Annotated in this window: 26 protein-coding genes; 1 reads left to right on the top strand and 25 read right to left on the bottom strand. The window is 43.5% G+C overall.

Annotated elements, in window-relative coordinates:
- Nucleotides 1–16: 16 nt before the first annotated feature.
- The 7 genes from ACN0V2_RS11060 to ACN0V2_RS11090 all read right to left on the bottom strand — a co-directional run bounded on the left by ACN0V2_RS11060 (nt 17) and on the right by ACN0V2_RS11090 (nt 8905).
- Nucleotides 17–1777, bottom strand: a complete 1761-nt coding sequence (locus ACN0V2_RS11060) for a DUF2326 domain-containing protein (RefSeq protein ID WP_417550875.1) — start codon at nt 1775–1777, stop codon at nt 17–19.
- Nucleotides 1770–2003: a hypothetical protein gene (locus ACN0V2_RS11065; RefSeq protein WP_417550876.1), complete on the bottom strand. Its 234-nt coding sequence runs from the start codon at nt 2001–2003 to the stop codon at nt 1770–1772. The genes ACN0V2_RS11060 and ACN0V2_RS11065 overlap by 8 nt, the downstream gene beginning before the upstream one ends.
- Nucleotides 1996–2871 (bottom strand): hypothetical protein, encoded by an 876-nt coding sequence (locus ACN0V2_RS11070; RefSeq protein WP_417550877.1) that lies wholly within the window; start codon nt 2869–2871, stop codon nt 1996–1998. The genes ACN0V2_RS11065 and ACN0V2_RS11070 overlap by 8 nt, the downstream gene beginning before the upstream one ends.
- A 67-nt stretch (nt 2872–2938) precedes the next feature.
- A complete protein-coding gene (locus ACN0V2_RS11075; RefSeq protein ID WP_417550878.1) occupies nt 2939–3667 on the bottom strand; it encodes a hypothetical protein in 729 nt (242 codons plus the stop codon).
- A gap of 96 nt (nt 3668–3763) precedes the next feature.
- Complete coding sequence (locus tag ACN0V2_RS11080; RefSeq protein ID WP_417550879.1) at nt 3764–4276, bottom strand: hypothetical protein; 513 nt, start codon at nt 4274–4276, stop codon at nt 3764–3766.
- 347 nt (nt 4277–4623) lie between these two features.
- A complete protein-coding gene (locus ACN0V2_RS11085; protein ID WP_417550880.1) occupies nt 4624–5256 on the bottom strand; it encodes a DUF1294 domain-containing protein in 633 nt (210 codons plus the stop codon).
- 58 nt (nt 5257–5314) lie between these two features.
- Nucleotides 5315–8905, bottom strand: a complete 3591-nt coding sequence (locus tag ACN0V2_RS11090; protein WP_417550881.1) for a DUF748 domain-containing protein — start codon at nt 8903–8905, stop codon at nt 5315–5317.
- 239 nt (nt 8906–9144) lie between these two features.
- Here ACN0V2_RS11090 and galE point away from each other — a divergent pair, with 239 nt between their 5' ends.
- Nucleotides 9145–10176 carry a UDP-glucose 4-epimerase GalE gene (gene galE, locus ACN0V2_RS11095; protein WP_417550882.1) on the top strand — a complete coding sequence of 344 codons (1032 nt, stop codon included), beginning with the start codon at nt 9145–9147 and terminating at the stop codon, nt 10174–10176.
- On the opposite strand, the gene ACN0V2_RS11100 is transcribed toward galE, so the two are convergent.
- From ACN0V2_RS11100 to ACN0V2_RS11185, 18 genes are read right to left on the bottom strand one after another with little or no spacing between them, the layout of a single operon-like run.
- Nucleotides 10173–10904 (bottom strand): hypothetical protein, encoded by a 732-nt coding sequence (locus ACN0V2_RS11100; RefSeq protein ID WP_417550883.1) that lies wholly within the window; start codon nt 10902–10904, stop codon nt 10173–10175. The two genes, galE and ACN0V2_RS11100, sit on opposite strands and share 4 nt — an antisense overlap.
- Before the next feature lie 25 nt (nt 10905–10929).
- Nucleotides 10930–12156, bottom strand: coding sequence for a beta-ketoacyl-ACP synthase (locus ACN0V2_RS11105; protein ID WP_417550884.1), 1227 nt, complete (start codon nt 12154–12156; stop codon nt 10930–10932).
- Nucleotides 12156–12881, bottom strand: coding sequence for a 3-oxoacyl-ACP reductase FabG (fabG, locus tag ACN0V2_RS11110; protein ID WP_417550885.1), 726 nt, complete (start codon nt 12879–12881; stop codon nt 12156–12158). The genes ACN0V2_RS11105 and fabG overlap by 1 nt, the downstream gene beginning before the upstream one ends.
- Complete coding sequence (locus ACN0V2_RS11115; RefSeq protein ID WP_417550886.1) at nt 12878–13330, bottom strand: hypothetical protein; 453 nt, start codon at nt 13328–13330, stop codon at nt 12878–12880. Before ACN0V2_RS11115 ends, fabG begins: the two co-directional genes overlap by 4 nt.
- Nucleotides 13327–14502 (bottom strand): beta-ketoacyl-[acyl-carrier-protein] synthase family protein, encoded by a 1176-nt coding sequence (locus tag ACN0V2_RS11120; RefSeq protein WP_417550887.1) that lies wholly within the window; start codon nt 14500–14502, stop codon nt 13327–13329. Before ACN0V2_RS11120 ends, ACN0V2_RS11115 begins: the two co-directional genes overlap by 4 nt.
- Nucleotides 14502–15050 carry a DUF3261 domain-containing protein gene (locus ACN0V2_RS11125; RefSeq protein WP_417550888.1) on the bottom strand — a complete coding sequence of 183 codons (549 nt, stop codon included), beginning with the start codon at nt 15048–15050 and terminating at the stop codon, nt 14502–14504. Before ACN0V2_RS11125 ends, ACN0V2_RS11120 begins: the two co-directional genes overlap by 1 nt.
- Nucleotides 15035–16276, bottom strand: coding sequence for an NAD(P)/FAD-dependent oxidoreductase (locus tag ACN0V2_RS11130; RefSeq protein WP_417550889.1), 1242 nt, complete (start codon nt 16274–16276; stop codon nt 15035–15037). Before ACN0V2_RS11130 ends, ACN0V2_RS11125 begins: the two co-directional genes overlap by 16 nt.
- Nucleotides 16251–18590 (bottom strand): MMPL family transporter, encoded by a 2340-nt coding sequence (locus tag ACN0V2_RS11135; protein ID WP_417550890.1) that lies wholly within the window; start codon nt 18588–18590, stop codon nt 16251–16253. The genes ACN0V2_RS11130 and ACN0V2_RS11135 overlap by 26 nt, the downstream gene beginning before the upstream one ends.
- On the bottom strand, nt 18587–19150 hold the full coding sequence (locus tag ACN0V2_RS11140; RefSeq protein ID WP_417550891.1) for an outer membrane lipoprotein carrier protein LolA: 564 nt from the start codon (nt 19148–19150) through the stop codon (nt 18587–18589). The genes ACN0V2_RS11135 and ACN0V2_RS11140 overlap by 4 nt, the downstream gene beginning before the upstream one ends.
- Entirely contained in the window at nt 19147–19554 is a 408-nt protein-coding gene (locus ACN0V2_RS11145) for an acyl-CoA thioesterase (RefSeq protein ID WP_417550893.1), read from the bottom strand. The genes ACN0V2_RS11140 and ACN0V2_RS11145 overlap by 4 nt, the downstream gene beginning before the upstream one ends.
- Nucleotides 19551–20435, bottom strand: a complete 885-nt coding sequence (locus tag ACN0V2_RS11150) for a hypothetical protein (RefSeq protein ID WP_417550894.1) — start codon at nt 20433–20435, stop codon at nt 19551–19553. The genes ACN0V2_RS11145 and ACN0V2_RS11150 overlap by 4 nt, the downstream gene beginning before the upstream one ends.
- Before the next feature lie 49 nt (nt 20436–20484).
- On the bottom strand, nt 20485–21249 hold the full coding sequence (locus ACN0V2_RS11155) for a glycosyltransferase family 2 protein (protein WP_417550895.1): 765 nt from the start codon (nt 21247–21249) through the stop codon (nt 20485–20487).
- Nucleotides 21242–22930, bottom strand: a complete 1689-nt coding sequence (locus ACN0V2_RS11160) for an AMP-binding protein (RefSeq protein WP_417550896.1) — start codon at nt 22928–22930, stop codon at nt 21242–21244. The genes ACN0V2_RS11155 and ACN0V2_RS11160 overlap by 8 nt, the downstream gene beginning before the upstream one ends.
- Nucleotides 22931–22933: 3 nt before the next feature.
- Nucleotides 22934–23479, bottom strand: a complete 546-nt coding sequence (locus ACN0V2_RS11165; RefSeq protein ID WP_417550897.1) for a hypothetical protein — start codon at nt 23477–23479, stop codon at nt 22934–22936.
- 4 nt (nt 23480–23483) lie between these two features.
- Nucleotides 23484–23735, bottom strand: a complete 252-nt coding sequence (locus tag ACN0V2_RS11170) for an acyl carrier protein (RefSeq protein WP_417550898.1) — start codon at nt 23733–23735, stop codon at nt 23484–23486.
- Nucleotides 23736–23744: 9 nt separating this feature from the next.
- Nucleotides 23745–24005, bottom strand: a complete 261-nt coding sequence (locus ACN0V2_RS11175; protein WP_417550899.1) for a phosphopantetheine-binding protein — start codon at nt 24003–24005, stop codon at nt 23745–23747.
- Nucleotides 23998–24768 (bottom strand): lysophospholipid acyltransferase family protein, encoded by a 771-nt coding sequence (locus ACN0V2_RS11180; RefSeq protein WP_417550900.1) that lies wholly within the window; start codon nt 24766–24768, stop codon nt 23998–24000. Before ACN0V2_RS11180 ends, ACN0V2_RS11175 begins: the two co-directional genes overlap by 8 nt.
- Entirely contained in the window at nt 24768–25496 is a 729-nt protein-coding gene (locus ACN0V2_RS11185) for a beta-ketoacyl synthase chain length factor (protein ID WP_417550901.1), read from the bottom strand. Before ACN0V2_RS11185 ends, ACN0V2_RS11180 begins: the two co-directional genes overlap by 1 nt.
- Nucleotides 25497–25526: the final 30 nt, after the last annotated feature.

The raw sequence follows: 25526 nt of genomic DNA on the forward strand, positions 1-25526 counted from the left end.
TCCAATAATCCGCCACTTACCCAAACTCTCTTCCTAATAGCATATGCTCGGAATTATCTTCGAGAGTTATTAACGTTTTATCTTCCAATTTGAAATCCAAGCCTACTGAAACACCCTCACTCTCTGGAAAGGTTATTTCATCTTCATTTACAGTAATTATGTATTGAACATCGCCTAAAGAATCCAATTTTCTATTAATATAATTCAGAAACTTTATCCGGGTTTTGTGTGCAATCGCATGAAAAACGCCATCATGTATCAAGAAACAAGGAAAGTTATTCTGCCTCATCACTGATGAAATAAAGACGGTGAGATCAAAAGCTAGTATTTTGAATCGCCCCTTACCCAAAGAGCTGCCTCTAGGTACCTCTAGCGTAAGCTTGATTGGACTACTCTGATTAGATTTAAACTCAATATTAAAGTATGGACTAACATCCGAGCTATCAATATCTACCGAGCCGTCCACCAGATCTAAGAAAATATTCTTTACTTCGTCTATCGCTCCTAACGCTTCATTTTTTTTTGCCAACATTTTTGCTATCGTCGAGCTTACTGAAGATTTCTTTGTTGCTATTGCTTCTTCTATGTAATCCAATTGTTCAACATACACAAGTTGGCTAGAAAGGCGAGCCTTCTCCTCTACCAGATTAGTGTAAGCAGATTTTAGAGCATCAAAAGCTGACTTTTCATCTAACATTCTGAAAATTGTAGAGCGTTCTTTTTCAAGTGAAACAAGCTTATTCTTTATTTCATTCAAACGTTGTTGATAATGTGATTCTCTTTCTTTAAGAAACTTTCGTCTATTGGTAGAAATTTCCTGTCTAAAATCAACTACCTGATTAAGACTTTTCCTTATAAAGTCTGAAAACTCAGAATGAATTTCTGAGTAAAATTCAGAAACCTTATCAGGATTCACATCAACATCGATCTGTAGACTTTCTTGGATATCTCTGTATTTACTGACTAATGATATATGTTGTTTATTTAAAGCCGATATTTGGACACTGAGAGCTTGGATCTTCTCTTCAAGGTCAATACTATTCTCATCAAAATGATAGTTATCCAAGCCTTCTTCTAACTTATCGATTTTCCGTACAACGGAGTCGCACTCACCTCTAAAGTCTTCTATTGATTTCCCTGTTTGCTCAAATATTTGCTTGTTAATACGCGTCTGATCTGCTCGCAAGCTCTTTAATTCAACTGTACTATTATCGAAATCCCATACAAGGCTATTATCGACACCTAAAAGCAAAAAAATGTAAGTAAATAGCTCAGGTTGGCGCTTGCCAACTGTAAACTTCAAAACGTTCGATGCATCTCTTTGCAAAAAATTATGATCATTCTGTACAAAAAAAGACATCAGTGTCCGAAACCAAATTGGTTCATATATACCAACTTGCCCTTTACCCATTTCGGCCCCTAATATCAATCTAAGATCACTATCTATAAATTCCTTAGGCTCTCCCTCGTTTACCGTGAAAAGCACTTTTTTCTTATCTTCAAAGCCTCTCTCAATTGAATATCTTTTACCTCCAAGAATAAAATCTAGCTGAATACTCTCATTCTTCAAAAAATTATATTTGTCTTTAAATAGTTCAGATTTAACACCATCCGCTAAGAGACAATAATCGATAAGGTTAATAATTGTGGTTTTGCCAATTCCGTTAATGTCTTTACCCAATTTGGAGTATTTTCCGAGAATAATGTTTAATCCATTCTTGAAGACAATGTCTTTGAACAGTCCTGAAGGTGAAGTCAAAGAAATAAGCTTAAACATTTTTTAATATCACCCTATAGTCCTGAATATTCAAACAATCGATTGAAAACAGGAAAACGAGTCCATCCATGAACTGATCAGGGGTATAGAACTCATGTTTTTTTAAAAACTTTCTCATTAAAGTTTCTAAAATCAATTCATCTCCAGCTTCAACTAGCTCAATAATTCTTGCAGACACAACAGAAATGTGTTGATTTAAATCCATTTCGATATGCGCATTAATCATTGTTTATCTCCGAATCTGGTTTAAGACCAAACAGGCACTGTTCAAAAAAATAAAGCATTACCATACGCATATTATGTCTATAGTAATCATCTTGAGACTTACCTTGAGACATAATAACAACGAGCTCATTTAGCCTTTTTTCAAAGCTCCCAGATAAAGAGGTATAGGTGGATCTAACTTTACTTCTTATTGCAGCAATATTCACTTGCGTTCGAGCCCCGACAATACTCGACACCAAAGGAAAAATGGTTAAAGATTCCTCATATTCATCGATAAATGCAGCTTGGTGCTCTTCGCTAACATTCAGTTCGATTTTGTCTTTTATATAAGCTGGCTTTGCATACTCTTGAAATGAACTACTCTGGTCACTTATGTGAATTAAATCTTCGATTATTGTGGAGATGACATCGTTAGACAAATATTGCTCTGGAATATCAAGTGCTCTAAAAATAGCCATCTTAATAGTCCATGTTTGATTGGATATTTTTTGTAATAAACCTTCAATGCATACAATTGATGAACCTGGCTTAAGCCCATTCACAAACTTGATCATTAGTGCGGTAGATTCTAAATTTGTTACGACCAGCCACTTACCATGCGTGGATTCCCAGTTTGTTGCGTAAGATTTAAAATCTGCTCCAACCTTTTTTTTAAAATCATTCAAGTAATATTTTTCTGGAGCATAGGCTGCCAAGACAGTTTCGTTATCTACAATTCCATCTGAACCTCCGTCATGCTTCTGTTTCACTCGTTGAAACCCGCTTTCTCCATGGATGCACAGGTATATTCGATCCAGCGCGTCTTGAAAGGCGGTAGCTTTTAGCGCCATAAGTTTAGTTTTCAAAACCTCTCTCAAAATATTATCCACAATTTATACTCAGCTTATTTTTTGAAAGTGGGCGCATGAGAAATGAATATCGACTAAACATAACACCTCAATCAGCAGACGCTTTAGCATTCGGCTGCATTGAATTGTTATGACTTTTCCAACCATACAGCTCAATGAATTCAATAGTATTCTCATATTTTATACCTTGTTCCTTAGGAGACACCTCTTTCATTGAGCGTAATGCTTTAAGTAGTGGATTAATACCATTTACCGTTCCATTATTAAATGCATAGGCGAAAATCTTTTTATCACCCGGGTGTGTGATAACGCCACTTTTCGTTATTAAACGATAATGGGCTCTTTCGTTCATAGGAAATTCTAACTTTTCCAATGCCACCGCTGCTGAAGGCGTTATTACAAAATTCAACCAATTTTGCTTTTCACCGTATTCATATGCATCCATCAAAGCCTCACCAAGAAAGATATTTTTCTCTTGCTGAGAATATAAGTTCCCGTAAGAAATAGCCCCACGAACTGGGATTTTATGCAAGATCAGCTTCTGAAAAAATAACCGGGCTATTTGCTCTATTACCCCAAACTCCTCCAAAGAATTCCCCTTGGAAAAAATTATGAATGTATCAGAAAACCAAGAGTAACCAATGCCTTGAGATTTCTTAGCATTAGCTTTTTCTTCAATGGTTTCAAGAACTCGCTCATATATCGGGAGAACACTTTGGATCTCACGTGTTCGGACCAGCTGAGCGAAGCCTAAAAGGTCAAAATAGGCAAACCAGCGCTTCGTGTACCGTAGTTTTTTATAGGGAGTGTCGTCCATGCCAAGTAGCCTTAATGTTTTGCTAAGGGGCTGCCGTGGAGTGGAAGCCCCACGAATGAAACACTTTTTGTAGCTAGAGTTTTCTGAAACAACTTTTTAGACATTGAAGCCCTTCACGCGGGAAGCTTCAGCCAATGCCTGTTGGTTCGCCCATGTTTTTTGCTGTGTGAGATTACTAGTTGGATTACAGACAAAATACTCCTGCGAGGGGGTGCAGAAAAAGCCTGCCCAGTTAGTTTTGCTAAGTGATGCAAACGCCAATGGAATATCCTTGATAATTTGCTCATGACTCCAGATACCACTATAAGCTAGAGAAAAAGCATCTATGTGGCTTTGATTCAAGTCAACAAAATCCAGAGCATGATTCACGCTACCTTCAAAAATATAAGGGGTATAATTTTTTTCTCTACCACTTTTTGCATGGAATGCTACATATTGGGCTGCCCCATCAAGGGTTGGAGCAAACCAGTTTCCACCCGGGAAGGTATTTTGTGCCAACCAACAACCGCGAAACATTTTATAGCCTGGCTGGATCATTCTTGTTGGTTGATGCTTAAAAAGCATGGCGAGATTACAAATGTGCGAAGGAATCTTAATGTCTAACGGCATGCTAATGGGTCCTTTGGTCTCATATTGATAATTTTAGCGGGCAAACTTTTAATTCATGATTCTACAAAAGCAAATTGAGTATCATTCCGTGGTTTGATGTTTTTTGGTGCGCTTTTTATCGAAGGACAAAATATAAGCCAAATATGCAGAAATGTAATAATTTTCGGGCAAGGTTGATTGCCTGTGAACACCAGCGTCGTGTTTGAACTAGATTCCATGCCCCCTTTTTTTAGCTGCTTTGCTGCTGACAGTTAAATAGTCATACTGATGTTATGTGCATGACAAAGTGTTTCTCAATATTTCACAGTTTGTCTCTGGTCGCAATCTTGATAAGGGGCCACCGCTGATTAGCCATTGAATAATGGCAGAACCACATTATTCATGAAGTTTGCTCCTTTCTCTGTATGAAGCCAAAACAAACCAGCTAAATTCAACAAAACAGTTACCCAATAAACATTGATAAACGCTTTCTTAATCGATTTATGGCGTAATTTCTTCTGGGCAATATAAGCACCTGGCCAACCACACATTAGAGAAATTAAGTGCAATGTGCTTTCTTGAGTTCTCCATCGGCCATTTTGAGCTGCGGATTTATCAATTGCGTAAGCGATAAACGCAATTAGGCTCATGATTAGATACATACCGAAAATAACTAAAGGCAACTTTCCACTAAAGACTGAGACCAACAGTCCAATGAAAAAGATAATCGTAAAGACGCCCCCAAAGCCTCTTTGGTTTTTTACTTTTTCTCGTTTTTTGGACTTGGAAATGTCACGAGCAAATTGGATGTTTTCAGCTTTATAACGATTGTTATTATCGCGAGCTAATTCATAGATAATGACTTCACCATTCACTGGTCGACGGGATGGAGTGTTAAAGGATTTAATATGAACAAAAGCACGCTCTCCACCACCATTTGGCTCGACAAAACCAAATCCTCGATCATCATTCCAGTTTGATATTCGCCCTTGCAGCTTCATGCTTTCCCTCGCGTTTTATATCTAACCGCACAGCCAATTTGCTAACTAAGCTAATCGTTTAGATGGTCCCTAAATCAAATTTCATTTTCAGCCAACCATCATCTGTTTCAGCGGAAACGCTGTCTTGGGTTTGCAGTTGATCAGCGTTTAATTTGCCGTTTTGTTTAATGAACTCAAAAACGGCATTTTGTCGTTCTCTGGCGAGGGTTTGCAGCTGTGAATCAGAGATAGATTCAACTTCGATGAGTTGTTTTTTGAGTTCAGCGTTGTAGGCCAGCACATCTAATTTAGCTTCAGACTGTTCTTCTGCGGTGCGGGTCAATTGCTGCTGGATCGTTTGCAAATCGGGGCTTACACCTGCTGCTGTATAGAGTTGTTCCAGTATTTTTTGGCGTTGCTTTTCCCGTTGATCTTCTGAGTTTGCTTCATTCATCAGACTCTCAATGCGTTGCTCAACCGCTGTTTCTTGCAGTGCTTGTTTATCCGCGGTTTCATCAAATGGCGCAGGTATTTGTAAGGCCAGTTGTGGGCGCTGAGATAAGGCCTCAACTAATTTAAGCAGTCTTTCCTGTTCCGGAGGGGCAATATCACTGCGCCCAGCGCGAAAGCGAATCGAATCAATGGGATCATCGTCACTACCAATCAGGCTACCGAGGAACCGGAAAGGCGCTGTGACAATATTTCTTATTGCGTTACCGATAGCCCCCCGGATCACCGGCCCAATGGCAAACTGAGGGTCGTTTATATCTCCACTAACAGGGATATTGAGTTCAATCACACCATCACTGTTTTTGAGTAATGACACGGCAAGATCCAACGGAAGATCCATGGCATCAGGTGACTCAACGCGTCCGCCTAAGCGAATATCACGGATCACGATATTGTTTGATGCCGATAAGTCGCTTTCAACAATTTCATAAGTGAGATCGATATCGGCTTTACCTTCAGCAATCTCCCGTCCGGCAAACTTGACGGTATAGGGCGTCATTGATGGTAAATCCAGATTACTGAACGCCAGCGTGATATTGGTCTGACCGGTCACATTCAACGGATTCAATGCGCCATTGATTTCAACCAGACCAAATTCGTCTACTTGGCCTTCCAACTCAATATCGACAGGTTGCTTCGAGCTGGAAGAAAAGCCACTGATTTCACCATTGAGTTTCTGCATATTTGCATCAAAAACAATGGGCAAGTTCTGATCGGTAAACTGCGAGCTGGCATCATTAATCTTCACCCGACCCAGTGAAATGTCATAGCCGTTTGAGTCATCTGATTTTGACGTATCGGTTTCTGGGTTTTCACTTGCCGGTTGCTCTTTTATCAGCAACGCCAGATTGGTATCACCATTTTCGTTGATTAATACCCGACTGTATAAAGCATCGACGACAACTTCAGAGATGGCCACGCGTTGCTCTGCAACTGAAAAGTCCACTTTATTAACGGATAAACTGTCGAGACTAAGCAGCTTTTCATTGAGTTTTTGGTTATCCATTTGGAGATCTACAAGTGTGAGATCGCCTTGTAAGGCAAAGGGTTCTTGTTGATCGCTAACCAAGCTGGCGATTACGTCAACTTTGCCATCCTGAATGTCAATATGGGCATAGTCACTTAAATAGGCTTGGAGAGGCACTAGAGATAACTGATTTACATTCGCCTCGGCATTTACCGCCACAGCAGGAAATAGCTGTAAATCGCCGCCAATCTGAATGTCACCGCCGGATTCCAGAACGATATTACTGGTAAATGGCATCTGTTGATCTTGTGCCAGGCTGAAGTCCTGCATATTGGCAGACAACATCAAAGCCAGATTGGCTGGCGTAGTGGGCATTTGGTCTTCCACAGCCAGAGCGGTGTTATTGATTTCAATATTGGCAATATCCAGCTGCAAGGCTGGCTGATTAGTTTGATCTGGTTCGTCTTGAGATTTCGGCAATGAATCCATTAATTGCAGCCAATTGAGTTCGCCTTGCTTGTTTCGGCTTGCTGACAGCTTGAAATCATCCAGTGCTATGTTTTCCATGCTGAGCTGATTTTCGGGGTAGGCATAATTACCATTGGTGACTGCCAGCGTTCCGCCTTTGAGTAATGCATCAGATTCACCAGGCTGATGAATACTGATATCGGCCAAAGCTAGGTCAATGGCGCTGAGATTCACTTTTGGCATTTCATCGGTCAAATCAACATCGTAATTCACTTGCAGATCCAGGCGGCCGTCATTCAGTTCAACGGGGATTTGCGCCTTAAAATAGCGATATGGCATCTGTAAGCTAAAATTATCCAGGTTCGCCTGACCTGATAACTGTAATGGTGACAAACTCAAATCACCACTTAACGCCAGTTTGGCGTCATTTTCCAACTCGATCAGCAGATCTACGTCGGCTGTTTGCCCGGCCTCTGTTGAAAAATTTTCTAGCTGAACACTAATAGGATTGAGAACGGTTTCAAACGGTTCATCGGGCACTTCATCACGATAAGCGAACGCACCATTCCTGTAACTAAACTTTCCGATTTGTAGCGTGAACGGTGACCCCGTCTGTTCAGCGGTTGGCTGCTCGGTTTCTTCAGTCGCCGATTCGGAATCTTGTCCGGGCATGTCAGCGATTAATTGTAACCAGTCAAGTTTGCCTTTATTGTTTCGGGTCGCCGCCAGCTTGAAATCGGCCACCGATACCTCATCCAATATCAGTTGGTTTTGCGGATAGCTATAACGTCCATTTCTAACCGTAAGCGTTCCCGCCTGCAATATTGCGTCTGCGGCTTCGGAAGGATGAATACTGAAGTCTGTCAGATCGATATCAATAGCACTGATATCAATCTCTGCCGCTTCACCCGCCATATCAATATCATAGGCCAATTGCAGATCCAGCCGACCTTGTTTGAGTTCAAATGGCAGTTGCGCCTGTAGATAACGATAAGGTGTTTGCAGGCTGAAATTTTGCAGCTTAACCTGACCTGCCAGTTGTAACGGTGACAAACTCAAATCACCGTCTAATGTCAGCGTGGCGTCATTTTCCAAATTAATGACCAGATCCTGGTGGGCGGTTTGGCCGGCGGCGGTGGAAAAATCTTTAAGGTGAATATTGATCGGACTCAATACCGTTTCAAATTCCGCTTTAGGCACCTCATCCCGATAAAGAATTTTGCCATCAGTGTAATCAAACGCACCTATTTCCAGTGTGAATAATGGATCATCTTGATCGCTAACTTCTTTTGGTTCGGTATCGCTTTTAGCCTCGGCGGTTGCAACCCACTTATCGGCTAATCGAGTTAACGTATTGTCTGTATTGGTATAACGCCGGAAATGCAGTTCGGTATTCGCCAGGCTGATTTCTTCGATGCGTAGCGTGAGTGTGAAAATATGTAACGGTTGAAGATTGAGATAAAGCGCATCCCATGCTGCCAGCGGTTCATCCTGCTCAGTGGTTAATTGTAGCTTGTCGACTGACGCTTCAAAGGTATACGGATTGAAATGAATTTTTTCGACCGTGGCTTCAACACCTAGCCTTTGCTGCAGTGTTTTGACCATTTGACGTTCTGCCAGCCAGGGCAGCAGCAAAAAGCCTATTAGGGTATACAACATCAAAATACTGATAACCCCGATCAGCAGACTTCGATATTTTAGAAAGGTGTTTTTGGCAGATTTCATGGCTGATGGCTTATCTCAGTGGTGGAGATAAGCCAGTTTACCGAAATAATGTGGTTTGATCTGAATTCACCGGCTTAAATTGATTGGCTTATTCATATTGAACATAAAAATGCGACGTCAGCCTTCAGCTTTCTTAACTCGGAATAAATTCTTTCATCGATAAAAATTACCTCCTATAATCCTGCGGCATGGTTCAGGTAAGTCTCTACGCAGCACTTAAACAAGAAAAGCGATTGTATATGGAGCGAAATAACAAGGATGATGGGGTGATTTTAGTCACTGGTGGCGCGGGCTATATTGGTTCACATACCTGTGTTGAACTTGCCAAAAGTGGTTATAAACTGCTTGTGCTGGACAACCTGTCAAATTCTTCAGCAAATGTTTTACCTCGCATCGAAAGCATTACTCAGCAAACAATCACCTTTGTGCAGGGCGACATTCGCCACCAAGAAACGTTGGAAGCCATATTTCGTCAATACAACATTAGTGCTGTCATTCATTTTGCTGGTTTGAAGACGTTAAATGAATCTGTGTCACAGCCAATGCAGTACTACGATAACAATGTCAGTGGAACGCTCACCCTTTGTAAGGTGATGGCTGAATTTGGCTGCAAAACATTGATTTTCAGTTCGTCAGCGACGGTCTACGACGAAACATCCCAACAGCCAATCCGCGAAGATTTTCCACTCGCAGCTAATAATCCCTATGGTCGTTCCAAGTTAATTATTGAACAGATATTAACCGATTTGCACAGCGCTGATCCGGCTTGGTCGATTGCCCTGCTTCGCTACTTTAATCCGGTGGGAGCGCATAAGTCCGGCCTGATCGGTGAAACCTCCAACGCCATATCTAGCAACTTGATGCCATGCCTTTTGCAAGTAGCCTTAGGCAAACGCGACAAGTTGTTTATTTATGGAAATGATTACACCACAAGGGATGGAACCGGAGTACGTGATTACATTCATGTAACGGATTTAGCGAAGGCGCACGTTAAAGCTTTACAAAAAAGCCTGGAAAGCTCGGACATTTTGACTTTGAATATTGGCACTGGCCGGGGCTATTCCGTGTTGGAAATGATTTCAACGTTTGAGCAGGTTTCGGGCCACAAAATCCCGTTTGAGATTGTTGCTCGTCGGGCCAAAGATCTGGCACGTTGTATTGCCGATCCCTCACTGGCTATTCAAACCTTGGGCTGGAAAGCCGAGCTGGATATCAACAGGATGTGCGCTGACAGCTGGCACTGGCAGACGCACAATCCTGATGGGTACTAGCTCGCGTATTTTTTGATTTTCTTATGTGGTGTGTCTGACGCTACTTTCTGCAATAGGCTTTCATAACCTCCTGCCTGCTTTAACGCTTTACACATCCATGCGGCAGAATCCTGTGCGGTTTTATCCAGATTAGTATCCATATACATCGCTTCCAGCTTGGCCGCTGTCACTTCTAATAATGCTGGCTCTTTTCTCTGCTCGTGGAAAATCGCTCTGGCAGCTAATCGTTGAGCGTAAGCATCATTGGTCTCTAATAACTTAATGTAACTAACAACTTCAGCCGGTAATCCGGCATCTGTGACATTTACCGTAGCAAGTTTATTTTGGATAGCCTGGAATTGCACCAGATCTGTTTTAGCTTTTGAGGCATGACGTTTTAACTTTGAGTTTTCTGCTTTATTTGCCATTAATTGCAGCGTTGGCTGATATTTAGCGTTGCCGCTGTAACCCAAAGCCCTCATCTCATAAGACAAAACGCTTAATTCATCGCGCTCAAAATATTTCGTTTCTTGAGCGGCCAACACATCTTGCTCCAACCGATCAAACAATAACGGATCAGAAAGACCAGACCACTGCAGTCGCTCCAACATCTGCTCTTTCTGTTCAACACTACCGGAATCCATGATTTTCAGGTTGTGTTCAATACGTTGTTGATCTGTTTCAAACGCCTGCAACATGCCGCTGAAAGCCAACAAGCTTGCAGCAATAACTAATTGTTTTAAATTCATTTTTTGTATCCCTACGTTGTTTAAATTATTTCCATCGTTTAAAAATGAGTGAGGTATTGATTCCTCCAAATGCAAAATTGTTACTCATGACTAAATCAGTCTCGATCTGCCGTGATTCATTGACAATGTAATCAAGATCACCACATTCTGGGTCAACTTCATCCAGATTTGCCGTGGCATGAAACCAGTTTTCTCGCATCATCTGAATAGCTACCCAAGATTCCAACGCGCCACAAGCGCCAAGCGTATGGCCGGTGAAGCTTTTAAACGAGCTAATCGGTGTATGTTTGCCAAACACTGCAGCCGTCGCTGTCGATTCAGCAATGTCACCGCGATCCGTTGCCGTCCCATGCGCACTGATATAGCCAATGTCCTCTGCGCTTACGTTGGCACAACTTAGTGATAATCGAATGGCTTTTTCCATCGTAACGGCGGAAGGCTGGGTAACATGGCGGCCATCAGAGTTTGTGCCAAAACCAATTAATTCTGCATAAATAGGGGCATTGCGTGCGACAGCATGTTCGAGTTCTTCCAGAACCAACGTACAGCCACCTTCACCAATTACCAATCCATCACGGTTTTTATCAAAAGGTCGGGGTGTTAACTCAGGCGTGTCATTCTTGATACTGGTTGCATAAAGCGTGTCAAATACCGCTGCTTCGGTTGCACACAGCGCTTCACAACCACCGGCAACCATAATCGTCTGATGACCATATTTAATGGCCTCATAGGCATAGCCAATTGCCTGGCTACCAGAGGTACAAGCGCTGGAGGTGGTTAAAATTCGGCCTTGTAAACCAAAGTAGATGCCGATATTAACTGGTGAAGTGTGAGACATCATTTTAATGTAGGAATTGGCATTCAGCCCATCACTAGTATGGTTGAGCAGCATATTGCCGAAATCCGCAATGGCATCGGTATCACCAGCAGAAGATCCATAAGCCACACCCACTTCGCCGCTTGTGAGGATATCGTCATTCAATAAGCCAGCATCTTCCAATGCCAATTCCGTGCTGCGAACAGCCAACTGTGCAACACGGCCCATGCTGCGCAAATCTTTACGTTTATAGTGAGCAGGCATCACAAAGTCTTCAACCGGTGCGCCTAACCGGGTATTGAGCTCGGTATATTTATCCCATTCGTAAATACGTTGAATACCCGTTTGCATAGTTTGTAACCGCTCACGGATAGCAGGCCAATCATTGCCAATCGGCGAAAAACCAGCCATTCCAGTGACGACTACTCGTTTCATCAGCACATTCCGCCATTTACAGAAATAACCTGGCGGGTAATATACGCAGCCTCTTCACCCATCAAGAAATTCACCACCCCCGCGACTTCATCGACGGTGCCGACTCGTTGCATGGGGATCATTTTCATCGCTTCTTCCATATGAACATCTTCTGTCATTTCCGTATCAATTAGGCCAGGGGCAACACAGTTGACGGTTATTTTACGTTTAGCCAGTTCAACTGCAAGGGCCTTGGAAGCCCCGATAATACCGGCTTTTGCTGCACTATAATTGACCTGCCCCCGATTACCGACCACACCTGAAACTGACGATAAGGTGACGATTCTGCCAGGTTTTCTACGACGAATCATAGGCATGATAATCGGCTGTAATACATTATAAAAACCATCCAGGTTGGTGCGAATTACCACATCCCATTCATCACCCGGAATCGCTGGAAAGGCATTATCTTTAGCAACACCAGCGTTACACACCACACCATAATAAGCACCATGCTGTTCGACATCCTGTTCGAGTATCAAAGCGGCTTGTTCACGATCAGCAATATCAAATTGCAGGATTCGTCCCTGACGGCCCAGGGCATTTATTTCAGTTAATACCGCTTCGGCTTGTTGCCGATTATTCCGACAATGCAACACAATGTCATAACCTTGTTGGGCGAGCCTTAAGGCGATTGCTTTGCCTATTCCACGGCTCGATCCGGTGACTAAAATGGTCTGACTCATTGAATTGCATCCTTTATAAACTGGCTGGCATCTTCAGGTTGGTAAACATTTAGATTCGCTGTAGCCACTACCTTTTCGCCTTTTAATTGCCCACGGAAAACATGCAGTCCATTTTCGGCTTGCATTTCGCATTCCACCCGGATGGAAAGTGTCTGGCCGGTTTCAAACCAATCGATATTGCATTGATAACGACGGGTGCCTAACAAAAAACCTAATTTGGGTGTTTTAGATTGTTGTCTTTGTTGTAAACCGGCGTAAGCCGCAATGGCCTGCGCTAAATATTCCACGCCAATCCAGGCCGGCACGCCCTGTTCTTCAACAAAAATGCTGGCAGAATGAATGTCCACTTCCGCTTCCAACCATTGATCGCTGTAAGCGGTCACTCTCGATAATAACGACATGGTGCCTGTGTGTGGAACTAGATCGCTAACATGATATTGCTCAGTCATGAAGCTCGTTCCAGAATGAGAGCGATGTTATTGCCGCCGAAGGCAAATGAATTACTTAATACATAGTTGAAAGCTTGATCATGCCGGTTGTCCGTTGTTAGATTCAGCTCTGGGATCGCCGGATCGTATTGGCCATCCCAGCGATGTTTGGGGGTAAATCCTTGCTCATCCATCAGCATCAACCAGCATACTGCTGCCTCAATCGCACCAGCCGCACCTAATGTATGTCCCATAAACGGTTTGGTTGAACTACATAACACTTGAGAACCAAACAACTGGTTCACCGCTGTCGCTTCCATCTGATCATTGAGCGTGGTGGCTGTACCGTGCAAATTAATATAATCAATCTGCTTTGCTTCCAGCCCGGCATCTGTCAGTGCCTGACGCATACAACTTGCTGCACCTACGCCATTCGGTTCAGGAGCCGAAATATGATGAGCATCACTGCTCTCACCCACACCACGCAGAATCACCCCGGACGGTTGCCGGGACACTAAAAATAACGCTGCAGCTTCACCGATATTGATTCCATTTCGATTTTTACTAAACGGGTTACACACTTCCGAAGACACCGCTTCCAGAGCTGAAAAGCCCTGCACCGTGAGCTGACATAAGGTATCAACACCTCCAGCAATCACTGCGTCACATAAACCTGAGGTTATCAGTCGTTTCGCACTGGCCAATGCTTTTGCCCCTGAGGAACAGGCTGTAGAAATGGCATAAACCGGCCCTTTCACACCGCTTAGCTCGGCAATAAACTGAGCGGTATTGCCCATTTCCTGAATACTGTAATGATAGTTCTCAGGCAAGCTGCCCGATTCGATAGAACATTTAATCGCTGGCTCGGCATCGGAAATTCCAGAAGTGCTGGTACCAATCACCACTCCGATCCGATCGGCACCGTAATGAGCAATAGCTTGTTTTAACTCATCTTGGATTTGTTGATAAGCTGCCAAGGCAAACTGATTATTGTGGCTGTGCCAGTAAGGCGCTTCAAATGGAATGATCGGGAGTACTTCTTTACACATTCCCAGCGGCATGGCGTTGCCGCCAAACGAATCTTCATTGGTCAGAAAATCGTTATCCGACATCAAGCCTTTTTTCAGCGAGTCAGCACAATTTCCCGCAGCGCATAATAAACCGACGGTATTGAGATACACATCGTTTTGCATCAATCCGACTCCGCGTTGAGTAATTGTATTTTCACTTGGTAACGATCCCGGTGATTTTCAATGAGTATCATTTCTTCAGTGTATTGCAGTTGTAATCGTAAGGTATTGTTTTCATATAAGCTTCGGGCAGTGTCGTCTAACTGCAGATCCCATCCAGCTTCTGCTGAATAGCTTTCCAATAGCGATTTTTCTGGCCATAAAGCAAATTGTATCTCGGCCATAATCTGTTCAGCCGGAATGTCTATATCCGTCAGGTTCTGTTGGCTAAAATCATTGCCATCATAAGACATCTTTAACAACGTCATACCGGTTGGCATTAACACTAATACCTTAAATTGATTCGGCTTGATATCACTCAACACCACAAACTGCTGCTGTTTGCCTGAGGTGGTAAAGGTGAGCTTTTGCTTCAACAAGGTTGGCTCTGGCCCCATTGCTGGGGACAGTAAAAGCAAAGGTTGTTGTGATTGACCTTTGAATGGGTTCAGGCTGCAACCGTTGAGCATCACTAAACTCAACAGCAGGTAAGCGATTACATACTTCGGCATATTTCTGCCAACGCACTCAGTCGTGAGGAATCTTTTACATAGGGATTTTTGATGTCCCAGGCATAACCCGCCAATATGGAGCTAATCATCCGTTTTACCGGTTCATTTTTTTGCGCGGTAAAAATAACATCCTGTAAACGTCCGTCATACCAGCCTTCTACAAACTCTCGGAAGGTATTCACTCCTTGCTGCAATGGCTGAACAAATTGTTTATCCCAATCTGGTTTGTCGCCTTGTAGGTGAAGGTCAAGCACACCGGCAGCCAAACTGGCAGATTTGAGCGCGATGGTTACCCCGGAAGAAAACACTGGATCTAAAAACTCGCCTGCATTACCCAGCAAGGCATAACCGGGTCCGTACATATTGGTCACATCACAGGCATAGCCAGTTAATGAGCCAACCCGTGTATCGAAATCAGCGTCGTTCAGTAAATTGCTCATCCAGCCCGATTCGTTAATTAGCTGCTTTAATTTGTCGGCTTCGTTACCAGACATTGAATCAATAAACGTTTTTGTTGCTACAACGCCGACCGAGGCTCGGCCATTACTGAACGGAATCAACCAATACCAGACATCACGATGTTGTGGGTGCACGGTGATGAGGATCTTATTACGATCATAATTCAGGTCAGTGATGCGATCCTCGACGTGGGTAAATAACGAAGTCCTATGTTCGAACTCTGACGCTTTTTCTAGATTGAGTAACCGCGGTAACACTCGACCATAACCACTGCCATCCAAGACAAACTTGGCAGAAAACCGTTGGCTGGTGCCGGTTTCATCTACCACATCAATACTGGCAATGGCATTTTCTTCGTCGTAGTTAAAAGCGGTAACGGCTTGACCATAACGGATCTCTACGCCCTGTCGGGCGGCTTCATCCGCCAGCACTTTATCGAACTTATCACGCTGAACCTGAAACGTGGTGCCCCAGCCCTCGGTAAACTTTTCGTTAAAGTCAAAAAACTCATATTGTTCACCGCAGCTGAATGCCGCACCATCTTTAAACTGAAACCCAGCGGCTTGAACGGCTTCGAGCATATCGGCTTGTTCCAGAAAGCTCATACTTTGTGGAAGCAGGCTTTCACCGATAGAGAAACGGGGAAAATGGGTGCGTTCCAGCACCAAAACCTTATAGTCCTGTTTATTCAATAACGCTGATGCCACAGCGCCAGATGGACCGGCGCCGATAACAATGACATCAAAAATCCCTGTTTGTGTTTGCACATTCAACTCCCTGAAAAGGCTGGCGTAACAACATTGTTAATAGCCAAACCATGGCTAACCCCAGAAAAACCGTTAATCCAAAATGCTGCAATACCGGCGTTTGACTGACGGAAAGCAAGCCAAAAGCCAATAAACTTGTTATCACTGATAAGGTCACGGCCAACCAGGTATTTGCAGCCTGCTGTGTTTCTATTAAAAAAATACCCATATCCAGTCCTATGCCCAGGACCAGAATCAAGGCCATAAAATGAAATAAATTGATGCCCGGCAGACACTGCATCAATATACCGAGAGTGAATAATGACGCTAACATCGGCGGCAATATAATTCGCCAGGCGGCTATTTTATAGCGTGAAAACAAAATCATAAACACCAGGATATAAGCCAGTGCGACCCATATCATGATTTGCTGACGATAATCCGCCATTAAACTGGAAATGGCCTCAACCTGATCAACCAATACGGCTTGTGGGAAGTGTTGCGTTAAATTTAATTGCTGAGACAATTGCTTAGGCTGGCTGGCAGTTAAGCTAATCATGGTGGCAAAACCATTTTGCTCTGTCTGGATGATTTGCGAACTCAGCATGCCGCCAAAGTTATTATTGGAAAGCTGTTCGACGGTTAATCGTGACATGAGTCCCTGCTGCATCAACTCCATAGATTGGCTTAATGCTGTTTCTGGCAGGTTTAATGTATTAAAAAGTGTGCTGAGCTCTGTTTGATACAGTTTTTCCACCAAACTGGCATTTTCAGTTTGCCTGGCTTCAGAGGGTAAACGATCAGCCAGTAAGCTGAAGTTCACTAATATTCCTTGCTCAACCAGCTGATTCAACCATGGTTTGATGGACTCTTCTTGTTGCAGACACTGCTCTAATGCATCACAAGGAACCAATAAAAATTGAGTACTGCTATTCAAGCCCAAACGTGTCTGGATCTGGGTTTCCTGTTCAAGTAACTGTGGTGGAGATGTTTGTAATAAACGGATGTCGTCTTCTGCTTTTCCGGTCCAGATAGATACGATAGCTAATATGACCAGAATGCTGAGCACTACCTTGAACCAGTTCTGTTGAGCAAGCGCTGGACAGACGGCTTGCCACCGCTTTAATCGATTGGCGGCTATAAGCTCATTAAGCGAATCACTCTTTGTCAGTCTGGGTAACCAGATCACTACGGTGAGCCAAGCGGCGATCAATCCAACGGCCGAAAATACCGCCATTTGTCTTAGTCCTGGGAAAGGTGTCATGGCCATTGCGGCATAAGCCAGCACACTGGAAGAAAGTCCTAACAACAAACCCGGCATGATTCGCTTTAATACTTGCTGATGCTGTTGCCGCTCACAGATAAAATGTAAGGCGTAATCAATGGCGACACCGATAAGCCCGGCACCAAATGCAAACGTGACGATATGCACCCGTTCAAAAATTAAAAAGGCGACTGCCGTGGCCACGGCAGTACCCACCATTATCGGCAACAAGATAAAACCCACTAAACGCAGTTTTTTGAATACCCAAAACATTAACAGCAAAATGCCTGCTAATGATCCAAGCCCAATAGTGGAAATTTCTTGTTCTGCCTGACGGCTGCCAGCATCAGCATGTATCAACAAACCTGATGCCGATAGTGCAATTCCCTGATCGTTAAACTCGGTTTTAAAGTCATCTAGAACAGATAATACGGCGCGTTGTACATTGATTGAAAAAGCATCGTCTTTAAGCTGCAGAATGAGCAGATTGGTAAAGCCGTTATCATCAGGAAGCTCAAAATATCCCTGATCCGTAATGCCCACATTTATTAAGGGTGACTGGCTCATCTGCCAGCCAGCAGCTAAGGCAAATGGATCGGTTTTAAGGTTTTGTCCGCCCATTTGCATCGGGCTGTAAATCATGTTTAAAGCACGCTTGCTTACAAAATCGGTATTGTCTTGCAGTAAAGCGCTGCGGATCTTGTCAATAAGCAATACATAACGATTTTCTGTTAATGCCTGTTGAGAATGTTCAATGTCTTCACTGCCTATTTGCCAGAGAACCGAATCAACTTCAGGGATAGTTTGATAGCGTTCAGCAATGGTTTGTGTGGCTTTTTGTAAAGCTTGTTTATCCTGACCGGCTACCAAAATTAATAAGCGTTCCGCAAATCGCTGACCCATTTGGGCTGAGGCTTCTCGAACCAGTGGCTGCTGCTGAGATTCAGGTAATAGACTCATCATGCTGGTATCAATTGTCGGCTGTTTCAGCCAAGCCAGACCCACCAACATTAGAACCAATACTATCCACGCGAAAGCCGTGACTTTCGATGCCAGCAAACGGGTCATCATTTTTGCAGATTCATGAAGTTGATATGAGTGATATCACCACTTTTTTCGTATAAAACCACTTCACGCATCAAACTATCGCCCGATAATTCCACATGACTGATAGCCTGCTTGAGCATCTGGTGTCGGGGCGTCAGCTTGACCTGCCAGTCACGGTTATTTTGATATTCGCCATTGGCAAAAAAATACTCCGACAGGGCATACCAATCAGCGGTCAACACCGAAAAAAAGATTTCTGTCAGTACTTTGGTGGCGGGGTCTTTATCGGAATCGAGCGAGATCAGTTCGTTATCCTGGCTGGAAGTGATGCGGTTCGGCTGCATCATTAATTCATTTTCAATGGGCTCTTGAGTGTGCCAACGAATGAATTTATCGCGTTGATAGTTGAAATGCCCGGTTGAGACTAATGTGGTATCAAACTCTGCAAGGTATTTTTCCTGTTTGAAATCACCCTTTAATTCATCTGGCGAGTCGGTTAATTGGGTCAACAATTCATATGACAACTCTGCGTGAGCAGGCAGCATGGCAAGGCAACAGAACAATAGCATCAAGCCTCGGATCATGGTTGCAGCCCCAATTTATCAAACAAAATCTCGGGGGATACAAACTGCATTTCGCCATTTTGCATATCAACTGCCACCTGAACGGTATAGCCCTTTGTTAACCGTTGACCGGTTTGGGCATCTTCAATCAAATAATCTACTTTTAGCCGATTTTCCCATTCAGCTAATGTGGCAATGACCCGGATTTTCTGCTGAAACCGCAACGGTTGAGCGTAACGCACTCGTAAATCAATCACCGGCCAGCCATAACCTGACGCTTCCATTTGCGGATAGTTATAGTCAATAACATCCAATAAGGCGCAGCGGGCGATTTCAAAATACTTCACGTAATGGCCGTGCCAGGCAACCTTCATCACATCGACATCATGAAAAGGTATCTCGATGATTACTTCTGTTTGTTTCATTCGGATTTCCTGCTGTGATCTCTGGAAGACGACCAGAACGAATAAAAATTAAACCACTGCAACGGAGCTTGCAGACAATAATGCTGTAAGCGATTCGCGTACTGTTGTACGACTATATCCAATTGTTGCTGGCGCTGATTACGCGTCAGATTTACTTTTTCAGTAAACCGTTCAACATGGATATGGTATCGATCTGACTGTTTCAGACAAAACATCAAATACACTGGACAGCTAAGCAAACTCGCCAAAATAAAACAACCTTGTGGCATCGGTGCTGGAGCATTCAGGAAATCAACTTCTGACACCCTTTGTTGCCCGGTCACCGGCGTACGATCACCGGCAATCACCAGAAATTCGCCTGCGGCAACTCGCTCGGCCATTATCATGGCAAAAGCTGGTGACATTTCAGTCACCTGATACATTTCAATTTTTGTTTGCTGATTTACCTGTTTCATTAACGAGTTAAATTTTTCAGCATGCTGCGTGTACACCAGCAACGTTAATTTCATATCCGGCTGTTGGTGAGCTAGTGCATTACATACTTCGGTATTACCCAGATGAGAAACAACAATGATGCCGCCTTGTTTTTGGCTAAGCGATTGTTCAAAAAAACCATCGGTTTCAAACTGAATATCCCGCAAGGTGATTTGCCCCATCCATACCAAAAACTTATCCAGCAGCGTTTCCCCAAAGCAGAGGAAGTGTTTGAAAGAGCTCAATCGCGGTTGTGAGGGTAAAAAAGGCTGAACTTTTGAAAGATATTCTTGTGAAGCAAGTCTGCCATCACGGTTTCGCCAGTAGTAATAGCCGATGACCGGAAACAGAAATACACGAAATCCGTGCCGGCCCAGCAATCGATATACCAGCAACAGTATTTTCATTCCTAATACAGTGCCGGTCTCCGATATTTTTGACCAGTGATGGGGCTTTTTAACCATGAAGTTTTTGCCACAGTAGCCGTGGCAAGCGCCACAGCATGCCGAAAAATAACCGCGTATGCATGGCCGTTATTAATACGTTATCGTTGAACAGATTGAAGTGAGATACGCCGTCAATTGGATAATGCACTTTAGTAGGCAGGTTGATCACCTTGCCTTTTTGCCACACCCATCGCACCATGATTTCCGGATCAAAATCCATGCGATCACCACATTTTTGTTCAGCCAATAATTGACCCAATGGGGCAACAGGATAAACCCGAAACCCGCACATACTATCCTTCACTTCAAACGACAGTGAGTTTATCCAAATCCAGATATGCGTCAGATAACGACTGTAAAAACGTAATTTGGGTACCGAGGCATCATATTCGGGATAACCAGCGACCAGTGCATGTGGGTTTTCCGAAGCGGTTGCCATAAATAACTCCACATCATCCAGATCATGCTGTCCATCAGCATCAACTTGTAATGCATGAGTAAAGCGCTGTTGATTTAGCCACATTAAGCCTGCTTTTACTGCTGCGCCTTTACCGCCATTTTGCGGTAAGCGAATCAATGAAACCTGCTCCGGATAATCGTTTTGTAGTCGAATTAATGTCTGTTCACAGGCAGGGGAACTGCCATCATCCACCAATAACACCGGATAACCGAAGGGCAGAATCGCTTCCAGTATTTTGCCAATCGCGTTTTCATGATTGTAGACCGGTATCAGTACGGCCGGGTTAAAAGCCTGTGATTTGAGAACGTCATGCATAACAGATCCTGCCGCTTGAATGGGTGCCGGTTTCAGAAAGGTAACTAAATAGAAGTTTTTGCTTATCGGCGTCATAGCTAAGACGGATTGAGACCAACTGTTCAGGTAGCAATAATAATTGAAATTTCAATGCTTCAATTTGGCTGAATTTCCCCTGCACTTGGAAAAATTGTCTGCCATAAAACTCCGCCCAATGTACCTGTACAACGCCAGGTAAAATCGGCTGTTGATCAAAATGTCCATCAAAATAGATCAATTGCTTTGGCAAAAGACAAGTTAATGTCACTTGCTCAACGCTTTTTTCAACGTTAAGAATGTCGGGCCATTTAATCTGTTCTTTTTCAAATAACTTCAGTAGATTCTGCCTAGGCAATTTCCCTTGTGAATTGACGGGAAATGCCGAAACAAATCGCCAACGTCTGGGAATCACGATTGCTTCAAAATGCTGGCTTAACTGTTTTTTTAATGTAGCGATCAGCTGTTTTCTGCCTAATTGCTGCATCGCGTCATTACCTGCATCACTGAGAATAATGGCCACCACCATTTCACATCGATGACCTTCTAATGTGAGTGCTTGCGCTTGCTCCACCCATTCTGAGTCTTGCAACATTGCATTCATTTCATTTAATGAAACACGTTTACCTTCCACTTTAACGATCTGATCGATTCTGCCCTGCAGTTCAAAACGACCCGCTTGATAAAATGTCACCTGATCAGCCAGGTTAAGCTGACGAGCATCCTCAGTAAAAACCACATTTAAACTGCTATCCGCCGCTGGAGATAATTCCACATGAGGCAATGCTTGCCAGAGAGCGGCTGGCTCAGCAGATTGCTGGCAACGCCATGCCAGTGCGCCGGTCTCCGAACTGCCATAAATCTCTTTCACTGGCGCTTGGAGAATATGGCTTACATTCAGACTGTCTTGCAGATTTAAAGGCGCGGTAGAACAATAAACTTCAACACATTTATCGGCAATTAAATGCCAATCATGCTGACCGCTCATTCGCCCTAAATGTGATGGGCTTGATACCAGACTAAAGCTCGCAAACTGGGTGACCAGTGCAATTAAATCTTCAGGATACTGGCTGCGATGGGTGGTGAATGCTTGTTGATAACAGAAAGGCCTGAACAAACGAAACGTCAGTCCATATAGATGTTGATGAGTAACCGTTGCTGCGACTATTTCAGAGGGAGATTCTGGCATCAGACAATCCAGTGCCATCAACTCCGTTTCAAGCTGAAGCATGGTTTTTTTGATGACCTTGGGTTCACCCGTCGAGCCAGAGGTATATACCTCTATAGCTGGATGATCTGCTGATACTTTTTTCCAGCTAACTTTCTGATTAACATCATTGTTACTGGCTAATTGTATGGTTTTTTTAATCGCAAACTGACCAACAAATCCATCAACTTCTGGTGCCAAACGATCAGCAGTATCGGGAAGGTTGTCTCCCACCAGACAGGCGGTTTTCGATAACTGCCACAACGCACAGATGATCGCCAAACATTCTGCCGCATCATGATGAAACACGGCCCAGCGTGTTCCGGAAGTTTGCTCCAGTAGCGAGACCCAGGCCGAAACCCGATTTTCAAAACCTTTTGCGCTTATTACATCTTTGCCGGAGACAGCCACCTGACTGTCTGCTGGGCGATTCCACCATTGAGATAACGCAGTCAACACGAGCTAAACAGCCTTTACTCGCTGTCTGACCAACCATTCTCCGGCCATTAACATGCCGATAAATACGTAGGCCAGTACACCGTTATACCAAAACCATAATTCATCATTTTTCATAAGCACGGTAATCAACGATAGCGTTGCATTCACAGCAAAAAACACACACCAGGTCTGCGTGACCTTACGGGTATAAATCACCGCTTTTTCAGGGAGATCCGGCTCAGTTATTCTTGCCAGTTTTTCAACGAAACTCTCTTTGCCCAATAAACTGGAAGCAAATAACACCAGCAAGCTCAGGTTGATAATGACCGGATAAAGTTTGATACCACTTCTGCTGCCCAGCCAATACACCACAGCCCCAACAATAATGACGGCAAACACTAAGAAGAAACGTTCCTGGGAGGAGGATGCTGTAAACCAGCGCAACACCAACAAGCCAGCCATCATCATCATCAATAACCATGCATAACCGTTATGCTGCAGCCCCCAATAGACGATAAAGGGATACAACAACGACAACAGCAATAAACTGGTTTTGATAGCTGAGTTCATTTAGCTAGGGAGTATTTAACAGCTTATCAACTTGGTCCACGATATCCTGCAGCGTTCTGACCGCTTTGAAGTCATCTGGCTGGATCTTTTTCTTGGTCATTTTTCGCAGCTCGATCACTAAATCGACGGCATCAATGCTATCGATATCTAAATCCTCATACAGGTTGGAATCGGGACTGATATCGTTGGGATCAATTTCGAACAGTTCCTCAAAGACAGCAACCACTTTGCTATAAATTTCTTCCTGATTATTCATGGTTATCACTTATTTAGTTCTGTGAGATTCAACCAGCATCGCTAACGCATTGACGCTGGCAAAATATTGATGAGTTTCTTCCGAATCCGCCTTTAACTTAACGCCGTAGCGTTTTTGAAGAGCCAGACCAATTTCCAGTGCATCAATAGAATCCAATCCCAGGCCTTCCACAAACAGAGGTGCATCATCTTCAATGTCGTCCACCTCAATATCTTCAAGATCAAGGCTCTCAATTATCATTAGTTTTATTTCATGATTCAGATCACTCATGTAATCCAATCTCCTCATTAAAAAAGCGAGTTAAATCAGCCGTCAGATTTCGGGCTGCCATTGAAGGCTTTACGTTGTTTATATAAGTTGCCATCTCAATAGGCCGCTCAATTCTGATCACAAAATGTGGCCGTTGGGGGGGAATGCGATACCAGGGTTCACCCTTGGTTAACGTGATTGGCTTACAGTCAATAATCACAGGAGTGACATCGGCTGCAGTGCGAATCGCGACATTGGCAGCCCCACGTTTTAAGATGAGCCGCTGTCCCGGTTTGGATCGAGTTCCCTCGGGAAAAATAATCAATGCATCGCCTCGTTCAAAAGCTTGTTGTGCAGACTCTATAACGTCATCAACCAGATCATCATTAATAATATAGCCTGCTGCTTTCACGGGCCCATAAGTAAATGGATTGCGTAACAACGAACTTTTCACCACACAATTGGCATTAGGTACCAGCGAAATCAAAAAGATCACGTCGATTAACGACGGATGATTTGCCAATATCAATTTGGCACCTTTCAATTGTTCTAAGCCTTTAACCTCATAACTCAGTACACCTAGAACTCTCATCACAGCGATATAGCAGCGAAAAACATGATGAATGCAGGCTTTACCGCGTTGTTGTCGTTTGTCGGTCGAGCCGGGTATCAAAAGCAGTATTGGCGCCACCACTAAAGAAATAAAAATACCACCTAAACCAAACAATACAAAACTTAAGGCCGTGGCAAATAAACGCCAACCACGGTCCAAACGACTCATCATCACCGTTTACCCAATGTCAGCGACCAACTCATCTGATTTGCCTTAATAACCTGGCTGCCTTGTTGTTCCACTAATATTTTGATGAATTGAAAAATTTCATCATAAGTACCCAGTTGTGAATTTGCGTCCGGTGTCGGCCGTAAAATGAGATTTGCATCTGAAGAATCTGAACGACGGACAATGAATGACAACGCAAAAGGAAATGGTGGACTTAATTGATATGGCCGATATAAATCCGGTAGTGGAATATCGTAAATGATACATAAAACACGCGGATGTGATTCCAGCTGAGCAATTGCTTCAAACAAAGTTTGTAATAACAAACCCTGCATTGATGAGATGGCGGTAATGGGTGATTTATCGTCGCGTGCAATGGAAATAATACCGGCAACGGCGTTATGTACCGCTAAACTAAACCCGGTCGGGGAGATAGGCTGAGTCTGGCCAATTTCCTGGAGTAATGACAAGGTAAGACCTGTATCTCCATGCCGAGAAGCAAAAATACTTGGCAAACTTTCACCTTCGGCCAACAAGTTCAAGGTTGATGCTGCAGCGTATTTACCCAAAGTGCTGAAACGGCGACGCAGTAATGCAGGAATTTGTTTTAATGCAGGAGGTTTATCTTCAAACGCATCATTAGATGCATCGGCAAACCAAGCTTGCCATAATTCACTTGTGTTAAGTCCCGGTGCTAATGCAGACCAAGACTCTAACTCAAGATTTACCACCCCAAATACTCATTTATTATCATTATCATT

The sequence above is a fragment of the Methylophaga sp. genome, from assembly GCF_048266885.1.
Classification (GTDB): domain Bacteria; phylum Pseudomonadota; class Gammaproteobacteria; order Nitrosococcales; family Methylophagaceae; genus Methylophaga.

Coding starts and splice junctions, on each gene's coding strand:
- galE (WP_417550882.1), top strand. CDS start 9,145: ATGGAGCGAAATAACAAGGATGATGGGGTGATTTTAGTCACTGGTGGC.
- ACN0V2_RS11115 (WP_417550886.1), bottom strand. CDS start 13,330: ATGACTGAGCAATATCATGTTAGCGATCTAGTTCCACACACAGGCACC.
- ACN0V2_RS11125 (WP_417550888.1), bottom strand. CDS start 15,050: ATGCCGAAGTATGTAATCGCTTACCTGCTGTTGAGTTTAGTGATGCTC.
- ACN0V2_RS11150 (WP_417550894.1), bottom strand. CDS start 20,435: ATGAAAATACTGTTGCTGGTATATCGATTGCTGGGCCGGCACGGATTT.
- ACN0V2_RS11165 (WP_417550897.1), bottom strand. CDS start 23,479: ATGAACTCAGCTATCAAAACCAGTTTATTGCTGTTGTCGTTGTTGTAT.
- ACN0V2_RS11075 (WP_417550878.1), bottom strand. CDS start 3,667: ATGGACGACACTCCCTATAAAAAACTACGGTACACGAAGCGCTGGTTT.
- ACN0V2_RS11105 (WP_417550884.1), bottom strand. CDS start 12,156: ATGAAACGAGTAGTCGTCACTGGAATGGCTGGTTTTTCGCCGATTGGC.
- ACN0V2_RS11085 (WP_417550880.1), bottom strand. CDS start 5,256: ATGAAGCTGCAAGGGCGAATATCAAACTGGAATGATGATCGAGGATTT.
- ACN0V2_RS11140 (WP_417550891.1), bottom strand. CDS start 19,150: ATGATCCGAGGCTTGATGCTATTGTTCTGTTGCCTTGCCATGCTGCCT.
- ACN0V2_RS11100 (WP_417550883.1), bottom strand. CDS start 10,904: ATGAATTTAAAACAATTAGTTATTGCTGCAAGCTTGTTGGCTTTCAGC.
- ACN0V2_RS11175 (WP_417550899.1), bottom strand. CDS start 24,005: ATGAGTGATCTGAATCATGAAATAAAACTAATGATAATTGAGAGCCTT.
- ACN0V2_RS11180 (WP_417550900.1), bottom strand. CDS start 24,768: ATGATGAGTCGTTTGGACCGTGGTTGGCGTTTATTTGCCACGGCCTTA.
- ACN0V2_RS11080 (WP_417550879.1), bottom strand. CDS start 4,276: ATGCCGTTAGACATTAAGATTCCTTCGCACATTTGTAATCTCGCCATG.
- ACN0V2_RS11135 (WP_417550890.1), bottom strand. CDS start 18,590: ATGATGACCCGTTTGCTGGCATCGAAAGTCACGGCTTTCGCGTGGATA.
- ACN0V2_RS11120 (WP_417550887.1), bottom strand. CDS start 14,502: ATGCAAAACGATGTGTATCTCAATACCGTCGGTTTATTATGCGCTGCG.
- ACN0V2_RS11065 (WP_417550876.1), bottom strand. CDS start 2,003: ATGATTAATGCGCATATCGAAATGGATTTAAATCAACACATTTCTGTT.
- ACN0V2_RS11145 (WP_417550893.1), bottom strand. CDS start 19,554: ATGAAACAAACAGAAGTAATCATCGAGATACCTTTTCATGATGTCGAT.
- ACN0V2_RS11060 (WP_417550875.1), bottom strand. CDS start 1,777: ATGTTTAAGCTTATTTCTTTGACTTCACCTTCAGGACTGTTCAAAGAC.
- ACN0V2_RS11090 (WP_417550881.1), bottom strand. CDS start 8,905: ATGAAATCTGCCAAAAACACCTTTCTAAAATATCGAAGTCTGCTGATC.
- fabG (WP_417550885.1), bottom strand. CDS start 12,881: ATGAGTCAGACCATTTTAGTCACCGGATCGAGCCGTGGAATAGGCAAA.
- ACN0V2_RS11155 (WP_417550895.1), bottom strand. CDS start 21,249: ATGCATGACGTTCTCAAATCACAGGCTTTTAACCCGGCCGTACTGATA.
- ACN0V2_RS11170 (WP_417550898.1), bottom strand. CDS start 23,735: ATGAATAATCAGGAAGAAATTTATAGCAAAGTGGTTGCTGTCTTTGAG.